Consider the following 20642-nt stretch of genomic DNA (forward strand, 5'->3'; position numbering starts at 1 on the left):
TGTTTGTGCTTTAACTTTTTTGTTATGTTTTCCTGAGGATTCTGTATGGTAATTTCTTTTTCCTTCTATTTTGTAAGTAGAATTATTTGATGATTGAGGGGTTGCTTTTGCCTTTTTCTTTTCTTTGTCTATCCTGTTTGTGCTCCTTATTAACTTTTTTGTTATGTTTTCCTGAGGATTCTGTATGGTAATTTCTTTTTCCTTCTATTTTGTAAGTAGAATTATTTGATGATTGAGGGGTTGCTTTTGCCTTTTTCTTGTTACCTGAGCCTTTTTTATCTTGATGTATTACAGCTTCTCTTTGTTTTTTAGTGTTGCCTCTTTGTTGGTAGGAATTACTATTGCTTTTTTTTGTTCTATTTTTCTTTTTATTGCTTTTATAGCTTTTGACATCTTTATTATGCTCTTTAGGATGGTTGGTGTGATCCGTTCTTTTTTGGGCATATGTGTTCTGAATGCATAGAAGAAAGAAAAGTCCAATGCAAAGAAGCAATTTTTTTAGCGTTATGTCAGATATTCTATTAACCATGTGTGTATTCCAAACATTCTTATAATCGAAATCAATACCATAGATACAAGGAGCCATTTAATAAATTGATTGACCTTGTCTGACTTCGATGCTATTTTACCTGCAAACCATGTGCCTATCACTTGACCTAATGCTAATAATATAGCAGCAACCCATGCAACTTGCCCTTTAAAGATGAATACAAGAAAAACAGGTAGAGTGTAAGCAGCAATAATGAGCATTTTAATAGCGTTCGCTCTAATTAACGTCATTTTACCTAAATTAGAAACACCTACAAGAATCATAATGCCTATACCTGCTTGTATAAACCCACCATAAAAACCAATACAGAAAAAGATAATATTATCTCTCCAAAAAGTATATTGAGGTTTTTGCGATGCACTTATTTGAAAGTTTCCACTATTTTTATTTTCATTTAAAATAGGATATAACATTAAGAGCATTAAGCTGCCAATAATATACTGTAGTGTTTTTTCATCGATATCCGAAACAGTAAATGCACCTACTATTGCTCCAACTAATGAAGGAATGACATACTTCATAGAAGATGAGATGTCTAATAAGTTACTTTTCTTAAAAGTATATGCACCAGTGACATTTTGAAATAAAATGCCCAATCTATTCGTGCCATTGGCTAAGCCGACGGGCATTCCAATAAACATTAATAGAGATAGTGTAAAAAGTGAGCCTCCACCCGCTAAAGTGTTTACAATTCCGGCTATTATTCCAGTAGTAATGTAGGCAATGAGTAATAATGGGTCTAAAGAATGGTAATCCATGGATAGTTTTTAGGATAAATCTTTATTTAAGAAATATTTAGTGAGTAAGCCTACTAAAAGTTAACTATATTTGTGGCTGAAATTCAAATAAATTAGCCAAAAATGTTATTAGTTTCATATATATCAGAAAATAAACTAGAAGTAATCCAAGGATTACAGAAAAGATATATCGAAAATGCTGAAGAAATAGTAGAAGAGATTCTAACTATGGATGCCGAAAGACGTCAATCTCAAAAGGATAGAGATGATGCTTTGGCAGAAGCAAATAAATCTGCTAAAGAAATTGGTATGCTGATGAAATCAGGCCAAAAAGAAGAAGCAGAAAAAGCAAAAGCCTCTGCTTCAGAAAACAAGCAGAAAGCCAAGGAACTAAGTGCAAAGGTAACTGAAATCGAAGAAGAGCTACAAAATAAATTATATCACATCCCTAATATTCCACATCCATCAGTACCTATGGGTAAATCAGATGAGGAAAATGAAGTGATGTATGAGAAAGGTGAAAAGCCTCAACTGGCTGATGGTTCAAAACCACACTGGGACCTCATAGAACAATATGATATTATTGATTTTGAGTTAGGAAATAAAGTATCTGGGGCAGGTTTTCCATTCTATAAAGGTAAAGGAGCTCGTATGCAAAGAGCTCTGGTCAGCTTTTTCTTAGACGAAGCGGTTGCTGCAGGTTATTTAGAAATCCAACCTCCGATTGTTATCAATGAAGCTTCTGGTTATGGTACAGGACAATTGCCTGACAAAGAAGGTCAGATGTACTTCATGGAAGCAGATAAACTTTATATGATTCCAACGGCAGAAGTTCCGATTACGAATATGTATAGAGGTGATTTATTACAAGAAAATGAATTACCAAAGAAAATGGCAGGGCATACACCTTGTTTCCGTCGTGAAGCGGGGTCTTGGGGAGCTCATGTAAGAGGTTTAAATAGATTGCATCAATTTGATAAGGTGGAGATTGTAGAAATACAAAAGCCATCGGAATCTGCTAATGCTCATGAAAGAATGGTGAAGCATGTAGAGATGTTATTGGAAAAACTAGGTCTTCCTTACCGCAGATTACTTCTTTGTAGTGGTGATTTAAGTGTAAATGCTAACCTTTGTTTTGACTTAGAAGTATACTCTGGAGCGCAAGAAAGATGGTTAGAGGTTTCTTCAATTAGTAACTTTGGAAATTATCAAGCAAACCGTTTGAAATTAAGATACAGAGATAATCATAAGAAGACTCAACTATTGCATACTTTAAATGGTTCAGCACTAGCTTTACCAAGAGTTTTAGCTGCAATTCTTGAAAATAATCAGACAGAAAAAGGCATTTTAGTACCTAAAGTACTTCAAAAATACACTGGTTTCGATATAATTGACTGATAGATAGTAATATTTATCGTTGTTAACGTACCACACACTTGTATTTTAAATTTAAATATAATATTTTTGCATTCCGTTTGGGAGTGGTTTGTGAAAACACCTCTTAGACTTAATCTAGAATTTTAAATACAGATATATAATGGCAAATCATAAGTCAGCTAAAAAAAGAATTCGTTCGAATGAGGCGAAGCGCTTGAGAAATAGATATCAACTTAAGACTACTCGTACATTTGTAAAGCGTTTACGTGAAACTAAAGATCACGGTGAAGCGCTTGAGTTGTACAAGAAAGTTGCTTCTATGATTGACAAGTTAGCTAAGCGTAACATCATTCATAACAAGAACGCAGCTAATAAAAAATCTAAATTAGCTAAGCACGTAAACAAACTTGCTGCTTAATTTAGACTCACAACGATTTCGTTGAAAAACATTCAAGCCAAGATTATGAAATAATCTTGGCTTTTTTCATTTTTGTACTATCAATCTAATTCATCATCTTCATGTGTAAAGAGTTTTATACATGAAAACTCATTTTTTCATTATGTATTTCAAGCATTTTTTACTTTCGCTTAAACTGATCTTACTTTCATCAGTAATTTTTGGGCAAACTGTAGATTTTTTAAAAGCAGATACTACAGATACGAATAAGACTTACCCTAGACATATTTTTGGTCAGACCAAGTTTCATTTTGGTGGTCACTTTTCTACGGGTGTGGACGGACTCGAAGAAGTAGAAAACAACTATTTTAGTGCAATGGAACTAAGAGTTGGTTGGAAAGGCTATGGTAGAAAGAAATGGCAAAAATTGATGGGTTATCCTAGTTATGGTTTTGGACTTTATCAAGCTACATTTTTTCCTGAAGCTAATATTTTAGGTAGTCCATCTGCTGTTTATGGTTTCTTTAATGCTCCTTTTAAAAGGTATAATAAATGGAGTCTTAATTATGATTTAGGCGTTGGATTGGCTTATGATTTCTTTGGTTATGATCCTAACAAAAATCCTGAACAAACTGCTATTGGTAGTTACTTTAATGTTTACTTTACTGTTGCTATAGAAAGTGAATTTAAGTTATCTAGAAGATTAGATGCTACGGCAGGTTTTATGTTTACCCACTTTTCTAATGGTAGAACAAGAACGCCAAATAAAGGAGTTAATTTGTATGGTATAGATATGGGATTAAAGTATAATTTTAATTCTTATGTACCTAAAAAAGGAGGGCGACATCTGACAAAGGGTCAAGACCCAAGACCTAAATATATAGATCATACATTACCTGAGTTTAAGCCATTCTATGAGTACTATGTGTTTGCTGCCGGTGGTTGGAGTACTTCTCCATATGATATAGAAAATAGAGAATTGTATTATGGTGTTGCAACAATTGCTTTTGATGTTGCTAGACATTATTCTCATAAAGGTAAGTTTGGAGTTGGTGTAGATGTATTTAGAGACGGATCATTGGTAGAGGAGTATCAAAATAAACCAGAGTATAAAGATGGTGTACCTGAGAGTAGACTGTGGTACCCTGGTATACATGTATCACATGAATTATTGATTCATCGATTCACTTTAGTGACACAAGTAGGTGTACCTTTAATTAATGTAGAAGGCCGAGGAGGTTGGTATGCAAGAGTAGGTGGTCGTTATGATGTTACTCGTAAAGTCTTTGCTCATTTAGCTTTAAAGACGCCGGGAGGCTTTATAGCTGACTTTGTAGAGTGGGGAGTAGGTTTCAGGATGTTTGGAAAAGAAAGAGGTTAAAATAGAGATTTCCAAGTGCCTTTCCACCAATTATATTTTATAGTACTAGAAAGGGACTTCCAAAAATACTTATTAATATTTACGCTAAACGATGGCTGCATATAGCAGTTGATTGTACAAGCGTTACATTCAGGTAATCGTCCTTCTTTAGGAATGATTGCCTGAATTTTTTTTGAGGTATACAATGTATAAAGTTGATTATTTATCGGGAAATGGTCTTTACCTAGATGATAACAGGGTAATATCAATTCATTTTTTGGAGAGATTACAATACTGCTACTTGCTGCTTTACAAATAGGTTGATTGATGTTATTGCCTCCATCTAATCTAAGATCTATAAGTGCATCATTGAGAAAAATATATTTCTTTTTACCCCAAAGTTTGAGTTGCTCTAATTCTTTTTTTTGTAGATGATCACCAATATTATCGTATTCAAATATTGGATTTAACAGTAGTACTAAATTATTTGGCTTAGATATATTTTGATATACTTTTTCAATATCACTTAGATTATCTGGCATAACCGTAAAAAGTATATCAGGTCTCTCGCCTATTGATTTAGCGAGTTCGATAGATTCCATTACTTTATCGTAGCACTCGACACCTCTTCCTTTATCGTGAGTAGTTTTATCATAACTGTCTAAACTAAAATGAAGCATATCAATTAACCCTTTTAGTTGATGTGCTCTTTTGGGATATAATAGAGCATTTGTAGTGACAGTGGTAATGAATCCATAACTTTTAGCAAGAGATAAAAGCTGATGTAGTTGTTGATGAAGTAAGGGTTCTCCTCCTGTGAAATCAATAACCTTTACCCCTAGTTTTTTGAGGTCTTTAAAATTGGCTTCAGCATTTTCTAAAGAAACATAAGGTGATGGTTTCTCCCATATATCACAAAAATGACATTTAGCATTACACCTGTAGGTAACGTAGTAATTGCAAAGTACAGGGTGGGAAATGAGACGCATTGTTAATGAATAGGTTAAGTAATAGGTAATAGGGAGAGGGGTGCTCGTTATTTATCTAATTACTTAGTTGTTTGATGTATTATTAGTTTGGTAAAAACAGTAATTACTTTTTATAAAAAAGGTAGTAGGTATAAAAGTCTCTTGAAAAAAACGATTACCTACTACCTATTAGTTATTACTTATCTATATTTCTTTTGCTGGCATGCCAAATACAGTTGTATTAGGTTTTACTTCCATCATTACTAAAGAACCAGGACCAATTTGCGATCCTTCGCCTACAATAACATTAGGAGCAATAATAGCCCCTGACCCAATATGAGCTCCTCTGCCTATTTGTGCTCCCGCACCAATAATAGCACCAGAACCTACAGTAACCATTTCGTCCATTTGGACATCATGTTCTAAAACGGCGTTAGAGTGTACGATACAATGATCGGCCATTTTAACATCAGAGCCAATTCTTGCTCCAGCATTCAAAAAGTTACCGTAACCAATAAATGCAGATTCAGCGATACTTGAATCTTTATGAATAGCATTTATAGGCATCACTTTGCGGCGTTCTTTGACTACTTTAATCACACTTTGACGTGTATCTAACTCTTCAATAGCCACAAAAGCGTCGCATTTTTTACCAATATGTTTCAGGAAATCGTTGTTTGGAGCTCCCATCACAGTAACTTCGCTTATTTCAGCACCATGAAGTTCTTCATTGGCATCCAAGAAACAATAGACCATTATGCCTTGGCTTTTAAAGATGTCTAAAGCAGCTTTTCCTAAGCCACTAGCACCAATAATGATAACTGGATTTAATTCCATATTTTAATTTAAGGATAATCGCTTAAAGAATATATTGATTTCAATATACACTAAAACATGTTCTTATTTAAAATAAAAACCTGAGATTGAACTCAGGTTAATAAGAATGAGGCTGAATCACTTGTAGGAAACAGCCTCATTTATATCATTTATAAAACGAGAATTAATATGCTTTAGCAAAAAGCACACGTTGAGAAGAAGGGTTTCCTGTAAGGATACATTTACCATCTTCTTGTTCGTTATCTAAAGGAATACAACGAATTGTAGCTTTAGTTAATTCTTTAATTTTTTCTTCTGTTTCTGTTGTGCCATCCCAGTGAGCAGCAATGAATCCACCTTTGTTTTCTAAAAGGTCTTTAAACTCATCAAATGATTCTGCTTTTGTGATATGGCTTTCTCTGTAATCTAAAGCTTTATTGAAGATGTTCGCTTGAATATCTTCAAGTAATTGCTGAATAGTTTCAACAACACCGTCTAATTGGTAAGTATTCTTCTCTTTTGTATCACGGCGAGCAATTTCAACAGTACCATTCTCTAAATCTCTCTGTCCCATTGCAACACGAACAGGAACACCTTTCAATTCCCAGTCTGCAAATTTGAAACCTGGACGTAAAGAGTCTCTATCATCAAATTTAACAGAGATACCTAAGTTTTGGAGTGTTTTCTGAATTGGTTTTACTTTCTCAGTAATAGCATCTAATTGTTCTTGACCTTTATAAATAGGTACAATAACAACTTGAATAGGAGCTAATTTTGGAGGAAGTACTAAACCTTCGTCATCAGAGTGAGCCATAATTAAAGCACCCATTAAACGAGTTGAAACACCCCAAGATGTACCCCATACGTGCTCTAATTTATTGTCTTTATCTGAGAATTTTACATCAAATGCTTTGGCGAAGTTTTGACCTAAAAAGTGAGAAGTACCTGCTTGTAATGCCTTACCATCTTGCATCATAGCCTCAATACAAAAAGTATCAACAGCACCAGCAAAACGTTCGTTGGCAGTTTTTACACCTTTTACAACAGGAACACCCATGAAGTTTTCAGCAAAATCAGCATACACTTCTAACATTTGTTTTGTTTCAGCAACTGCTTCAGATTTTGTAGCGTGAGCAGTATGACCTTCTTGCCATAAGAACTCAGAAGTTCTCAAGAAAAGACGAGTACGCATTTCCCAACGCATTACGTTAGCCCATTGGTTTACTAATAATGGAAGGTCTCTGTAAGATTGAATCCAGTTTTTGTAAGTACTCCAAATCACAGTTTCAGATGTAGGACGAACAATTAGTTCTTCATCTAATTTAGCTTCAGGATCTACAACAACGCCAGAACCATCATCAGCATTTTTTAAACGGTAGTGAGTAACTACAGCACACTCTTTGGCAAAACCATCCACGTGATCAGCCTCTTTGCTAAGGTATGATTTAGGAATAAGTAAAGGGAAATAAGCATTAGAATGTCCAGTATCTTTGAACATTTTGTCCAATGTTTGTTGCATTTTTTCCCAGATTGCATAGCCGTAAGGTTTGATAACCATACAACCTCTAACAGCTGAATTTTCTGCTAAATCTGCTTTTTTTACTAACTCGTTGTACCACGCCGAGTAATCATCGCTTCTCTTCGGTAAGCCTTTTGCCATGATAAATTTATTATCTGTAAATTGTTATAACCTTTCTTAATCCTCTTGAAAGCATAAAGTTAGGGATTGTTAGCTTAAAATTGTTATATTTGTAATGAAGCTAAACGCAACCTAATGATGCTTCGAATAAGAGGTTTGCAAATATAATAATTTTTTGACCTCATTTAGATTAAAAACCGATGTAACTACGTTTATTATGAATAAATGGATTAGCACCGCTCTTAGTACTTTATTTATCATTACTTCAGCTCAAGCACAAGAATTCGATGATATGTATTTCACTAAAGCGGATAGAGAGGTATTAAGTGCAAAGCCAGCTGCCATTCCGGTAGATATGGGAATGCATAGTTTTCCTGCTACACCGGAAAGAGAAAACCCTCAAAGTAGATTTTCAAATCCTGATGGAGCAGGATCTGGATATGGATATAATTATTATGTAACTGAAGAAGGAGTGATTCCTTCATCAATTCCAACAGAAGGTAATGCTTATATGGAGGCAACTCAAGGTATGAGTATTGCTGAACAGGCAGGTCAAACCTCAGGTAGTGGAGGATTCTTTTCGAATCCATCAGTAAGTGTTGGTATGAGTGCCGGTACATATGGTACAGGTACAAGTATTGGGATTGGATTTGGGAATAATTCAGCCTTTCAATTAGGATTAGGTATTGGCATGGGCATGGGTATGGGAATGTACCCTGGTTATGGCATGGGCTATCCTGGTATGGGATGGGGTATGGGTTACCCTGGTTACGGTATGGGCTATCCTGGCATGGGATGGGGTATGGGTTACCCTGGTTATGGCATGGGCTACCCAGGCATGGGATGGAATGATCCAATGTATGGTTACGGTTACCCTGGATATGGCTACCCTGGCATGGGATGGGGTTATAGACCTGTTTATCAAAGACCTCAATCACCAGAACAAAGAGCGTATGCAAATAGTGTGAGAAATCGTTCTGTTGCTCAAGCAAATAAAGGTTTAAAATATCCATCAAGATATAGAACACCTTCTACAGCTTCATCAGGAACAAGAACAAGTACTCCATCAAAGAGTTCAAGATATAATAACACTAGAAGTTCTGATCCATTTAATAACAATTCATTTGGAAGACCTTCGTATAATTCTGGTGGATCTTCATTTAGAGCATCACCATCGTTTGGAGCTGGCAGAAGTTCAGGTTCCGCAGGTAGATCAATCAGAAGAAGATAATATCAAACTAATATATATCAATAAGGATGTTTCTACCCGAAGCATCCTTTTTTTAAATTTACTCTCTAAAACTACTATCTCCTATCTTTATTATTCTAAATAATTATCAAAAATACTTATGATAAATAACTTAACAGGGAGGAAATTATTCATCTTAACGATATTTTTTTTAGTATCGGTAGGTACTAACGGACAAACGGTTCCAGCAAGTGGCTATTTTAAAGATGTGGTTAATTTTTCACAACAAAACCCCACAGGAACCGCAAGAGTGAGAGGACTTGGTGGTGCAGGAGTATCTTTAGGTGGAGACTTCTCTCATGCAGTGCTTAACCCAGCAGGTCTAGGTTTCATGCGAAAATCTGAATATCATTTCTCTGCAGGAATGGGTTTTACTGGAGCAGAAGCTAGCGGAACAGGAACAACAGGTACTGGGAATACTTCAAAGTTCTTCTTACCAGAATTTGGTATAGTATGGGCGAACTCTAAATCGAGTAATAATGGAACTGGCGGTGGATGGAGAGGAGGAGCATTCTCTATATCTTTTAATAGACTGGCAGATTATAATCAAAATATATCATATACCGAAGATGGCTCAAATAAGACTTCTATGCTAAATTATTTAGAGGAAGCCGCATTTGGTATAGAAAAAAAATATATGGATGAAGCTAAAAATTATTATGCACAAGGGTATCCTTTTTTAGCTTTGGATGAAATGGCTTATTACCTCGATTTAATTAAACCTGTTTATGGTGATGATCCTGATAGCTATAATTACTATTATATTCTAGATAGAGATAAAAATGGGTTCACATCAACTCCTATTTCTAAAAGAATGCAGGTTCAAGAAACCAAAGGTGGGCAGTATGAGACAAGTTTTGCCTACGGAGCAAATTATGACGATAAATTTTATATTGGAGGTAAATTAGGTGTTGTTCATACTAATTATCATAAAACATCATCTTATGTAGAAGAGAGAGATGGTGATTTAACATATTTGGGACTAAATGAAGATTTTAGAACTACAGGGTGGGGAATTAATCTTCAAGCAGGTATGATTTGGAGGCCAATTGATGCTATTCGATTGGGAGCAACAATAACATCTCCAACATGGCATAGTATGACTGATAATTATTCTGCCAATATGACTAGAGATTATGATAATTATATTTGGAATGATGCTGAGTATCAAAATAAACATTTCGCAGGCGATGAACCTTCTTATGTTTATAATCCTGAAGGAGCAAACTTATATAACCCAAATGCACAGAATGAAGATACGAAGTATAATGGTAGAAAATCAGCATCACATGAGACCATAAGAACAACATACAATATGAATACTCCTTGGAAAGCTTCTGGTGGACTTTCTACTATTTTTGGTAAAAAGGGGTTCTTGACGGTAGATGTAGAGTATGTAGGTAATTCTGCTATGAAAATCACTAAGATGGAGACCTTTTATGGAGGGGCATACGAAGGTTTTCCTACAGAAACCCAAGGTGATAATGAAATACTAAATGCAGAATATAGAAATACCTTCAACATTCGTTTAGGTGGTGAATATCGAATCAGTAAACAATTTAACCTTCGCGCAGGATACGCTTATTACCAAGATCCTCAGAAGGAAGAATATAACTTAGGAGTCGATAAGAGTAGACAATTCTATTCTGGAGGCCTAGGTTACAGAAATAAAGCATTTTATATGGATATGGCAGTAATATATTCTCAATGGAAAAGTTTACATAGTCCTTATCAGTTAGATGCAAACTTTGTTGATGAAAGTGGTAACACAGTATTAATTTACCCAATTACTGACATTCAAAGTAGTCGCACAGAAGTAATATTTAGTATCGGAAAACGCTTTTAACATACTATGTATAAAATTATCAATGACCCAATTTATGGATTTGTATCTATTGGATCAGAATTTATCTTAGAGCTTGTAAATCATCCTATTTTTCTAAGGCTAACACGTATTAGACAGATGGGGTGTTCTAGTGTAGTATACCCCGGAGCACAGCATACCCGGTTTAGTCATGCACTAGGTGCAATGCATTTGATGAAATCAGCCATTGAGTCATTGACTAGAAAAGGAACAAAAGTATCGGAAGAGGAAAAAGAAGCAGCAATGATTGCTATTCTTTTACATGATATTGGACATGGTCCTTTTTCCCACGCATTAGAAAAAATACTTCTAAATGTTCATCATGAAGATTTATCATTATTCTTGATGCATCAGTTAAACGCTGAAATGGACGGAAAATTGAATATGGCTATTAAGATGTTTACAGGTGAATACCCAAGACAGTTTTTCCATCAAATGGTCTCTAGTCAGTTAGATATGGACCGTTTAGATTATCTTCAAAGAGATTGTTTTTTTTCAGGAGTTATTGAAGGGAGTGTTGGAGCAAGTCGAATCATAAAAATGTTGGATGTTCATCAAGATGAAATTGTCATCTTAGAAAAGGGCATTTATAGTATTGATAGATTTTTGAATGCTCGTCGAATGATGTACTGGCAAGTGTATCTTCATCGAACAGGTTTAGCGGCAGAGTTGATGTTACAAAGTCTAATCAAAAGGGCTAAGTACTTATTAGAAAAAGGTCATCCGTTAGAATGTGATCCTGATTTGAGATTTTTTCTTGAGCATTCAATTTCAAAAGAAAATTTTGAGAGTGATCCTAAAATATTAGATCATTATTTACAGTTAGATGACTTTAATATATGGACAGCAATAAAGGCTTGGAGAAATAGTGGAGATAGAGTTTTAGAAGTTCTTGTTGATGGCATATTAAATAGAAAAATCTTTGAATGCGAGCTTAGCAGTGAAGAAATCAACGTTCAAAAAATAAAATCTGTAAATAAATCTTTACGTGAGAAAAATTTTTCTGAGGAAGAAATTGCTTACTTGAGTATGCATGGAAAAGTAACTAATGCAGCTTATACTTCTGATAAGCAGAATATTAAAGTAAAGATGAAGGATGGAGGGATATTGGATATTTCTAATGCTTCTGATCTATCAAACATAGAAGCATTAACTAAAATTGTTACAAAATTCTATCTATGCCAACCCAAAGTTGTATCTTAGCGTGATTTTTTGTTCGTTGGTCGAATGAATATCAAAAAATAATTAAATTCTTATAATTAAATAAGAGGGAAGACCGCATTATGAAATTGGAAATAACCGTACAACAGATAGCAATGTTACTTCAAGGTGAAGTAGTCGGAGGAGATGCTAATGCTAAAGTTTCAACGATTGCTAAAATTCAAGAAGGAGAACAAGGAGCTATCTCTTTTTTAGCCAATATGAAATATGAAGAATTCATTTATTCTACTAAAGTTAGTGCGGTTATTGTTAGTAAATCATTTGAACCAAAACAAGAAGTGCCATGTGCAATGATTGTTGTGGAAGATGCTTATGCGGGATTCACAGATCTACTTACAGAATATCAAAGAATGTTGAGTCTAGCAAAAGTAGGAATTGAACAACCTGCTTTTATAGATGAATCTGTTGATATGGATAAAGCGACTGCTTATGTAGGTGCTTTTACTTATATCTCAAGAGGTGTGAAGATTGGTAAGAATGTCAAAATTCATCCTCAAGTATTTATTGGTGAAGGTGTAGAAATTGGAGACAACTGTGTTTTATATGCAGGCGTAAAGATTTGTCATGGATCTAAATTAGGAAATAATTGTACTTTACAAGCTGGAGCAGTCATAGGATCTGATGGATTTGGATTTGCACCTCAAAAAGATGGTACATACAAAACAATACCTCAAATAGGTAATGTTATATTAGAAGATAATGTAGATGTTGGAGCGAATACCGTAGTGGATAGAGCAACAATGGGGTCTACAATATTGAAAAAAGGAGTGAAATTGGATAATTTAATTCAAATTGCTCATAATGTGGTGGTAGGAGCAAATACTGTGATTGCCTCACAAACAGGTGTATCTGGATCTAGTGAAATTGGTGAAAATTGTATGATTGGTGGACAAGTAGGTGTATCGGGTCATATTAAAATAGCCGATAGAACTATGGTTGCAGCCCAATCAGGACTTGCACAAGGGTTGGAAAAACCGGGAACAAGAATAATGGGTTCTCCAGCAATTCCTTCTATAGAGCACCTAAAATCTTTTGCAGTTTACAGGAAGCTACCTGAGTTACAAAGAATTGTAAGAGATCTTGAAAAAAAAGTATTAAGTTTGTAGTCAGGTAATTTTATTACCGACGAATTAATTAGAAATAAACCAAGTAGTTAAGCAATTTATTTGCTAAACCTATTGAATGATGTATACAAAACAGCATACAATTAAAGCACCAGTGACCGTTGAAGGCGTTGGTATTCACACAGGAGCCATTAGTAAAATGGTATTTTTACCTGCAGAGGAAAATCATGGTTACAAATTTCAAAGAGTTGACATCGAAGGTCAGCCAATTGTAGATTGTGATGTAGATAATGTAGTAGATGTATCGAGAGGTACTACTATCGAACAAGATGGTGCAAGAGTAAATACTGTTGAACACGTATTAGCGGCCTTAGTAGGTTTACAAATAGATAACGTACTTATTCAAATTGATGGTCCTGAACCACCAATTATGGAAGGTAGCTCTATTAAATTTGTAGAAGCGTTAATGGAAGTAGGTATTGAAGAGCAATCTATGTTGCGTAATTTCTTCGAAGTTCCAGAAGGTGTTTTCTACAAAGAGGATGATAGAAAAGTAGAAATTGCAGCATTACCATTAAATGATTATCGTTTAACAGTAATGGTAGATTATAATTCTCCGGTATTAGGATCTCAACATGCTGCTTTAAATAATATTGAAGATTTCGCTTCAGAAATTGCTTCATCAAGAACATTCTGCTTTTTACATGAAGTAGAAGCATTAAGAAAAGCCAACCTAATTAAAGGTGGTAACTTCAATAATGCGATCGTTGTTGTTGATCAAGTGGTTAATCAAGAAACATTAGACGAATTAGCTGAATTATTTGAATTGCCATCAGTAGAAGTTGCTGAAGAAGGTATTTTAAATAATGTAGAACTTCGTCACCCTAATGAACCTGCTCGTCATAAATTACTTGATATGGTTGGTGATTTAGCTTTAGTAGGTAGACCTATTAAAGGACAAATTTTAGCAGCTCGTCCTGGACATGCCGCTAATGTTGCTTTTGCAAGAAAATTAAAGAGTCTGATGTTGAAATCGGCACGTAAGAATGTTCCTACGTTCGACCCTCAACAACAAGCTGTTTATGATATCAATCAAATTGAAGAATTACTTCCTCATAGATACCCATTTAGATTGGTTGATAAGATCACAGAAATTACAGATAAATATGTAATTGGTGTGAAAAATGTAACAATCAATGAGGAATTCTTTATGGGACACTTCCCAAGTAACCCTGTTATGCCTGGTGTTCTTCAAATTGAAGCCATGGGACAAACAGGAGGAATCTTGGTGTTAAACTCTGTAGATAATCCTTCTAATTACTGGACTTACTTTGTAGGTGTAGAAGAATGTAAATTTAGAAAGATGGTTGTTCCAGGTGATACTTTGGTCATAAAATGTGAACTCCTTATGCCTATTAGGAGAGGAATTGCTAAGATGAAAGGTCAGGCTTTTGTTGGTGATAAACTAGTTACTGAAGCTATTATGACAGCTTCCCTGGTTAAAAAAGATAATAACGCTTAAAAATATTAAAAGGATGAGTAAATTGTATTAATGATTTACCCATCCTTCCTTCAATTTATATTGATGGAGTCACTCATCTAGTTTGAAATGATGTCAAAGAATCCTTACGCTGAGAAATATCCGATGACCAATATCCATCCAGATGCAAAAATTGCAGAGGGTGTGACTGTAGATCCTTTTGCCACTATTCAGGGAGATGTTGAAATTGGTGAAGGAACATGGATTGGTCCAAATGCAGTAATTATGGACGGAGCACGTATTGGTAAAAATGTAAAAGTTTTTCCGGGTGCTTGTATTTCTGGTATTCCTCAGGACTTGAAATTTAAAGGAGAACAAACACTTACTTATATTGGTGATAATACTACTTTAAGAGAATGTGTGACTGTAAGTAGAGGTACTACTGATAAAATGAAAACTGTTGTAGGAAGCAATTGTATGTTGATGGCCTACGTTCATATTGCCCATGATGTAATTATGGGAGATAATTGTATTTTATCTAATTCTACTCAGATTGCAGGTCACGTAGAAATTGCAGACCATGTAATTATTGCAGGTACTGCCGCTGTGCATCAGTTTGTAAAAATTGGATCGCATGCATTTATTGCTGGTGGATCTTTGGTAAGAAAAGATGTGCCTCCATTTGTAAAAGCAGCAAGAGAACCTTTAAGTTACTGCGGTATTAATTCTGTAGGATTAAGAAGAAGAGGATATGAGAGTGAATCGTTACAAGAGATTCATGAAATGTATCGTTTAATATATACTAGAGGATTTACTATTGCTGAAGCAACTAGAACTATGGAAGAGGAATTTGTCCCTTCTGAGGAAAGAGATGCAATATTAGGTTTCTTGAAAGACTCTGAAAGAGGAATTATAAAAGGATATTAATTTCAAAAAGAAATATTTAAACCATCTTTTCAATAGAGAAGATGGTTTTATTTTTTAAAAATGAATATTGAAGTAAAAGAATTAGGAAAGCGTTTTGCTAGAGAATGGATTTTCAAAAATATCAATTATACTTTTGAAAGCGGTGCCTCTTACGCTATAACCGGTGGAAACGGTAGTGGTAAATCAACTTTTGTAAAACTATTAGCTGGAATCAGTGATCCTTCAAAAGGTAAAGTCAGTTATTATGATAATAAAAAAGTTATTAACGTAGAAGATGTTTGGAAAGAAATAGCATTGGCGGGTCCATATACCGAATTAATTGAAGAATTTACTTTAGAAGAACATCTAGATTTTCATTTTTCTTTGAAAAAAGGAATAAAATCAAAAAATGAAATTATAAATATTCTAGGATTCGAAAAAGCCAAAAATAAGCAGATTCAGGACTTTTCATCAGGAATGAAACAGAAGTTAAAGTTAGCGTTAGCATTCTTTACAAAGGCGAAAATTTTACTTTTAGATGAGCCTACATCAAATTTAGATGCTAAAAATATTGAATGGTATCAAAATTGGTTAGAGACTATAAAGGAAAATAAAATATTGATTATCTGTAGTAATCAAAAGTATGAATATGAGATGTGTAGTGAAATAATATCTATTGAAAGTTATAAAATCTAAATTGAATTATTATATTTGTAACAGTCGGTCTCCTTATTTCAATTGTCTCTATTACATTCTAAAACTTAAAAAAACTTTTGTAATGAAAAACATTTGGAAAAACGCATTATTAGTTCTTTCGCTAATTGGTTTAATGGTAACAGTTTCTAGCTGTGGTGGTGATGATGGCGGTAGCGATCCAGCTCCAACATCTACTACATACGCAACTACAAGCATTACTTATCCTGATGGTGAAACAGCTCCAAGCGTAACGGTAACAATGGTGTTACACTCTGACAAAGTTACAGTATCGGGTGTTGGTGGAGAAACTTTAGTTCCAGCTTTGGAAGATAAAGACTACGATTACACAGCTTTCAATGCTCTTTGGACTGAAGGTTCTGTTAGTTCATCAACTAACGCAGACAATGTTACTTTAGTGAAAACTGAAACATCGTCTACTTCAAGAACAAAAGGTACTGAAAGAAACTATACTTACACATTCAAGAAGCAATAATAATCAAGTTTTTGATTGTAAGGAAAGACCTTATTGAAATAAGACCCTATTACGTATTCGTGATGGGGTTTTTTTTGTCTATTATTTTTTTAAGGATGATAGAAGGAGACATTCTATGAACACAATGATATTTACCTTTTAAATTGATATTAACATAATTCAAGAAAGTCAATAGCCAAAAACAGTATGATCAAATTTTATTTGATTTTTAATACCTTAACTTTGTGCCTCATATCAACTACATATAAACTATATCTATGAAATTCTTCAAAATAGATCTTGGTATTGCCATTTTAATAGCCATGATCTTAGGTGCTATATTAGGAGCAGTATTTGGTGAGGATATCTCTATTATTGCCCCAATAGGACAAGTCTTTATCAAATTATTATCCATGTTAGTTGTTCCATTAGTGTTCTTCTCTATAATTATGGGAGCACAAGCTTTGGGACAGTCAAAAAATGCAGGGAAAATAGGCTCATTAACTTTTATCTATTTCGGAGTAACTTCGTTCATTGCGGTATTTTTTGGAATCTTATTTCCTATGATTTTTGAACCTGGTGCAGGGTTAGATATTTCTCATTTAGCAGAAGGTTTACTAGACAATAGTTTAGAAGCAAAGGGTAATGTTGCAGGTTTTTGGGACACAATCTTAGGTGCAATACCTTCTAATCCATTCCTATCATTAAGTCAGGGTGCGATATTACAGATTATTATATTTGCCTTATTTTTTGGTGTAGGTGTTGGTAAATTACCTGATGAAAAAAGAAAAATGGTAAGCACATTTATCGACGGAGTAAACGATGTACTTACTTGGATGATTATTAAAGTAATGTGGATTGCACCATTCGGAGTTTTAGCTTTAATGGCAGATGCAGTAGGTACTTTTGGTTTTGATGTTCTATCGAGTATTGGCCAATTATTTATACTTTATATGGTAGCATTATTAATAGTTACTTATCCAGTTTTTGGTGCATTAGTTCATAGTTTTTCAAAAGTTTCGGCAAAGAAATTTTTTAAAGAAATGATGACTCCACAAGTATTTGCAGTTTCATCAGCGTCTTCATTAGCTACTTTACCATTAAATTATAAAGCCTGTGAAAATATGGGAGTGAAAAAGTCAATTTCTTCCTTTGTTTTACCTTTAGGCGCAACAGTGAATATGGCAGGGAATGCAGTATTTAATCCTATGGTTGCTATCTTCTTTGCACAATTATATGGTTTAGAGCTAGGTTTAAGTGATTATGTTGCTATTGCAATTGTTTCTGTATTAGGAGCTGTTGGAACTGCAGGTGTTCCTGGACCAACTTTATTATCTGTAGCAGTTTTGATGGCTGTAAATATTCCTGTAGAGGCCTTACCTTTGATTTTTGGGGTGGATAGAATATTTGATATGTTTAGAACTGCTGTGAATATAACAGGAGATGCTTCGTGTGCAGTGATTATGGACAACATTGATAAAGTAGAGAATGAACCAACTGATCAAGAAACTCAATTAGCATAATGTTAGAAAGAAAAAGGTAAAGTGATATTATAAATTGCTTTACCTTTTTTATTGTTTTAAAAAAAATATCAATCCAATCTACTAAATTAGAGAAATAACTTTTCTACTTACTCAATATATGTCAACATCAAACAATCAGATAGATAATGGGGATAAGAAGCCAATGACGCTTTCCTCAAAAATATTAATTGGATTATTTACTGGTATTGCAACGGGATTATTCTTTGGAGAATACTGTAAACATTTAGCTATTTTAGGTGATGCTTTTATAGGACTTCTTCAGATGACTGTTCTTCCTTATATCGTCTTCTCTTTGATAGTAAACATAGGGAGATTATCTCTTGATGACGGTAGAAAGTTAATTATTCAAGGAATAAAGTTTTTATCAATTCTGCTTGCTATTGGGTTAACGGTAGTCATGTTTTTACCCTTAGCATTTCCTGAATGGAAATCGGCTAACTTTTTTAGTACAAGTTTTGTTGCTCCTCCTCCCACTATTGATTTTTTAGAATTGTATATTCCTTCTAATCCATTTTTCTCATTATCGTCTAGCAAGGTTCCTGCGGTTGTACTTTTTAGTATTCTGGTAGGTATTGGGGTTATGCAGATCAATGGAAAAGACAAGGATATGTTATTACATAGCTTGGATGCATTTAATAAAGCATTGAACCAAGTGAATAAATTGGTGGTTAAACTAACTCCTGCAGGTGTTTTTGCTATAGCTGCTAGTACAGCTGGAACAATGACGTTAGATGAGTTAGGGAAAATGCAGGCCTACCTATTAACTTATCTAGTTGCAGTAATAATAGTATGCTTCTGGGTGTTGCCAATGTTTATCTCTGCTTGCACACCTTTTAAGTACAAAGATATTTTTAAGTATACCAAGGCCACATTAATAACTATTTTCGCTACAGGAAAAATTATAGTTGTGCTACCTCAATTGATCGAAGACATCAAAGAGTTGTTCGAAGCATATAATTTAGACTCTGAAGAAAACAAAGCAGGTACTGATATTTTAATGCCTTTAGCCTATCCATTTCCAAATTTAGGAACACTATGTATTTTCATATTTGTACCTTTTGCATCATGGTTTATAGGTAGTGGAATATCAATAGGAGATTATCCAATGTTTTTAGGAGCTACTTTGCTGAGTAGTTTTGTTGCCCCGGTTACAGGTATTCCTTTTATGTTGGATCTTTTGAAGATACCAAAAGATATGTTCCAACTTTTTGTGGTTTCAACAGTATTTACTGATAGAGTAAGGGTAGTTTTAGGTGCTATGCATTTAATAGCTTTAACGATACTCACTTTATCTTCTACATACGGTTTCTTTAAAGTAAAGAAGAGGAAGATACTTTTTGGATTAGCAACAACTGTAGGACTTTTTGTAGTGACATTAATCCCACTACGTATATTTTTAGGCTACTCTTTAAAGGATGCTTATCAAAATGATAAAGTAATTGCCAACATGACTCTGATTCATCAATTAGTACCTTTTACGGTGATTGATAAATCAACACCTAATCCAGATTCTTTATTAGAAAATGAATCAGTATTAGATAGAGTGAAAAGAAGAGGAAAGATTAGAGTAGGCTTTTATGAAGATGAAATTCCCTTCAGTTATTTTAATGCAGAAGGCGAGTTAGTAGGTTTCGGTATTGATATGGCTCATGAATTAGGTTCTGCATTAGAAGTCGAATTAGAGTTTGTACCTATCACCGTAGGAAATATGCCAGAAGAACTAGGGAATGATCATTTTGATATAGTGATGTCAGATATATTTATGTCTACTCAATATTCTGCAGAGTTATCATTTTCTAATCCATATTTAGACGTGACGATGGCTTTAGTTGTCAATGATCAATCAGATTATTTTAAAGAATTTGAAAGTACAGCAGCTCTAGATTCCTTTACTATTGGTTATTTTGAAAGAAAAGATGTTGCTCAGAAATTCTTAAAATACTTTCCTAACGGAAAAGGTGTTCGTTTAGATTCAGTGGCACAATATTTTAATAACGATTCTTCAACAGTACCTCATTTGGATGGTTTATTAACAAGTGCAGAAAGAGGTGCAGCATTAACATTATTACATCCTGAATATCAAATAGCCAATCCTTTACCATATAAAATCACCTTGCCATTGGCTTACCCTATTGGTAATAATGATGAAGCTATGACAAGTTTTGTTTCGAATTGGATTGAAGTAAATAAAAGAGACGGAACCATTCAACGTTTTTATGATTATTGGATATTAGGAGATGATCAGTTTAGAAAAAAAGAACATTGGAGTGTTCTAAAAGATGTATTGCATTGGGTGGATTGA

Annotated in this window: 18 protein-coding genes; 13 read left to right on the plus strand and 5 right to left on the minus strand. The window is 34.3% G+C overall.

All coding sequences use genetic code 11. The annotated features are described in order from the left end of the window. Positions 1-82 precede the first annotated feature (82 nt). Together NH26_RS16320 and NH26_RS16325 are read right to left on the minus strand one after the other, a co-directional pair. Positions 83-493 (minus strand): hypothetical protein, encoded by a 411-nt coding sequence (locus NH26_RS16320; protein ID WP_158021954.1) that lies wholly within the window; start codon positions 491-493, stop codon positions 83-85. A gap of 11 nt (positions 494-504) precedes the next feature. After that, positions 505-1308, minus strand: coding sequence for a sulfite exporter TauE/SafE family protein (locus NH26_RS16325; protein ID WP_044219553.1), 804 nt, complete (start codon positions 1306-1308; stop codon positions 505-507). 102 nt (positions 1309-1410) lie between these two features. Here NH26_RS16325 and serS point away from each other — a divergent pair, with 102 nt between their 5' ends. From serS to NH26_RS16340, 3 genes are all read left to right on the plus strand, one after another. Continuing rightward, positions 1411-2685, plus strand: coding sequence for a serine--tRNA ligase (serS, locus tag NH26_RS16330; RefSeq protein ID WP_044219555.1), 1275 nt, complete (start codon positions 1411-1413; stop codon positions 2683-2685). Between the two features lie 139 nt (positions 2686-2824). Next, on the plus strand, positions 2825-3082 hold the full coding sequence (gene rpsT, locus NH26_RS16335) for a 30S ribosomal protein S20 (RefSeq protein WP_044219558.1): 258 nt from the start codon (positions 2825-2827) through the stop codon (positions 3080-3082). 121 nt (positions 3083-3203) lie between these two features. Further along, positions 3204-4442 carry an acyloxyacyl hydrolase gene (locus tag NH26_RS16340; protein WP_044219560.1) on the plus strand — a complete coding sequence of 413 codons (1239 nt, stop codon included), beginning with the start codon at positions 3204-3206 and terminating at the stop codon, positions 4440-4442. Here NH26_RS16340 and NH26_RS16345 read toward each other — a convergent pair. The 3 genes from NH26_RS16345 to proS all read right to left on the minus strand — a co-directional run bounded on the left by NH26_RS16345 (position 4439) and on the right by proS (position 7865). Then, positions 4439-5410 (minus strand): radical SAM protein, encoded by a 972-nt coding sequence (locus NH26_RS16345; RefSeq protein WP_044219564.1) that lies wholly within the window; start codon positions 5408-5410, stop codon positions 4439-4441. The genes NH26_RS16340 and NH26_RS16345 overlap by 4 nt on opposite strands. A 183-nt stretch (positions 5411-5593) precedes the next feature. Continuing rightward, positions 5594-6226 (minus strand): NeuD/PglB/VioB family sugar acetyltransferase, encoded by a 633-nt coding sequence (locus tag NH26_RS16350; protein WP_044219567.1) that lies wholly within the window; start codon positions 6224-6226, stop codon positions 5594-5596. A 163-nt stretch (positions 6227-6389) separates the two neighbouring features. Next, entirely contained in the window at positions 6390-7865 is a 1476-nt protein-coding gene (gene proS, locus NH26_RS16355; RefSeq protein ID WP_044219570.1) for a proline--tRNA ligase, read from the minus strand. Positions 7866-8061: 196 nt separating this feature from the next. Here proS and NH26_RS25620 point away from each other — a divergent pair, with 196 nt between their 5' ends. From NH26_RS25620 to NH26_RS16405, 10 genes are all read left to right on the plus strand, one after another. Further along, on the plus strand, positions 8062-9075 hold the full coding sequence (locus tag NH26_RS25620; RefSeq protein WP_052431826.1) for a hypothetical protein: 1014 nt from the start codon (positions 8062-8064) through the stop codon (positions 9073-9075). Between the two features lie 118 nt (positions 9076-9193). Then, positions 9194-10939: an OmpP1/FadL family transporter gene (locus NH26_RS16365; RefSeq protein ID WP_044219574.1), complete on the plus strand. Its 1746-nt coding sequence runs from the start codon at positions 9194-9196 to the stop codon at positions 10937-10939. 6 nt (positions 10940-10945) lie between these two features. After that, positions 10946-12160, plus strand: coding sequence for an HD domain-containing protein (locus NH26_RS16370; protein ID WP_044219575.1), 1215 nt, complete (start codon positions 10946-10948; stop codon positions 12158-12160). A gap of 80 nt (positions 12161-12240) precedes the next feature. Next, positions 12241-13284 (plus strand): UDP-3-O-(3-hydroxymyristoyl)glucosamine N-acyltransferase, encoded by a 1044-nt coding sequence (gene lpxD / locus NH26_RS16375; RefSeq protein WP_317040991.1) that lies wholly within the window; start codon positions 12241-12243, stop codon positions 13282-13284. 79 nt (positions 13285-13363) lie between these two features. Beyond that, positions 13364-14764, plus strand: a complete 1401-nt coding sequence (locus NH26_RS16380) for a bifunctional UDP-3-O-[3-hydroxymyristoyl] N-acetylglucosamine deacetylase/3-hydroxyacyl-ACP dehydratase (protein ID WP_044219578.1) — start codon at positions 13364-13366, stop codon at positions 14762-14764. A 90-nt stretch (positions 14765-14854) separates the two neighbouring features. After that, complete coding sequence (gene lpxA, locus NH26_RS16385; protein WP_044219582.1) at positions 14855-15649, plus strand: acyl-ACP--UDP-N-acetylglucosamine O-acyltransferase; 795 nt, start codon at positions 14855-14857, stop codon at positions 15647-15649. A 60-nt stretch (positions 15650-15709) separates the two neighbouring features. After that, positions 15710-16324, plus strand: a complete 615-nt coding sequence (locus tag NH26_RS16390; protein WP_044219584.1) for an ABC transporter ATP-binding protein — start codon at positions 15710-15712, stop codon at positions 16322-16324. Between the two features lie 82 nt (positions 16325-16406). Beyond that, positions 16407-16817: a hypothetical protein gene (locus NH26_RS16395; RefSeq protein ID WP_044219586.1), complete on the plus strand. Its 411-nt coding sequence runs from the start codon at positions 16407-16409 to the stop codon at positions 16815-16817. A 257-nt stretch (positions 16818-17074) separates the two neighbouring features. Next, a complete protein-coding gene (locus tag NH26_RS16400; RefSeq protein WP_044219588.1) occupies positions 17075-18319 on the plus strand; it encodes a dicarboxylate/amino acid:cation symporter in 1245 nt (414 codons plus the stop codon). Between the two features lie 118 nt (positions 18320-18437). Then, positions 18438-20642, plus strand: a complete 2205-nt coding sequence (locus NH26_RS16405; RefSeq protein WP_044219591.1) for a cation:dicarboxylate symporter family transporter — start codon at positions 18438-18440, stop codon at positions 20640-20642.

Origin of the sequence: Flammeovirga pacifica, assembly GCF_000807855.2 — a bacterium.
GTDB classification, from domain to species: domain Bacteria; phylum Bacteroidota; class Bacteroidia; order Cytophagales; family Flammeovirgaceae; genus Flammeovirga; species Flammeovirga pacifica.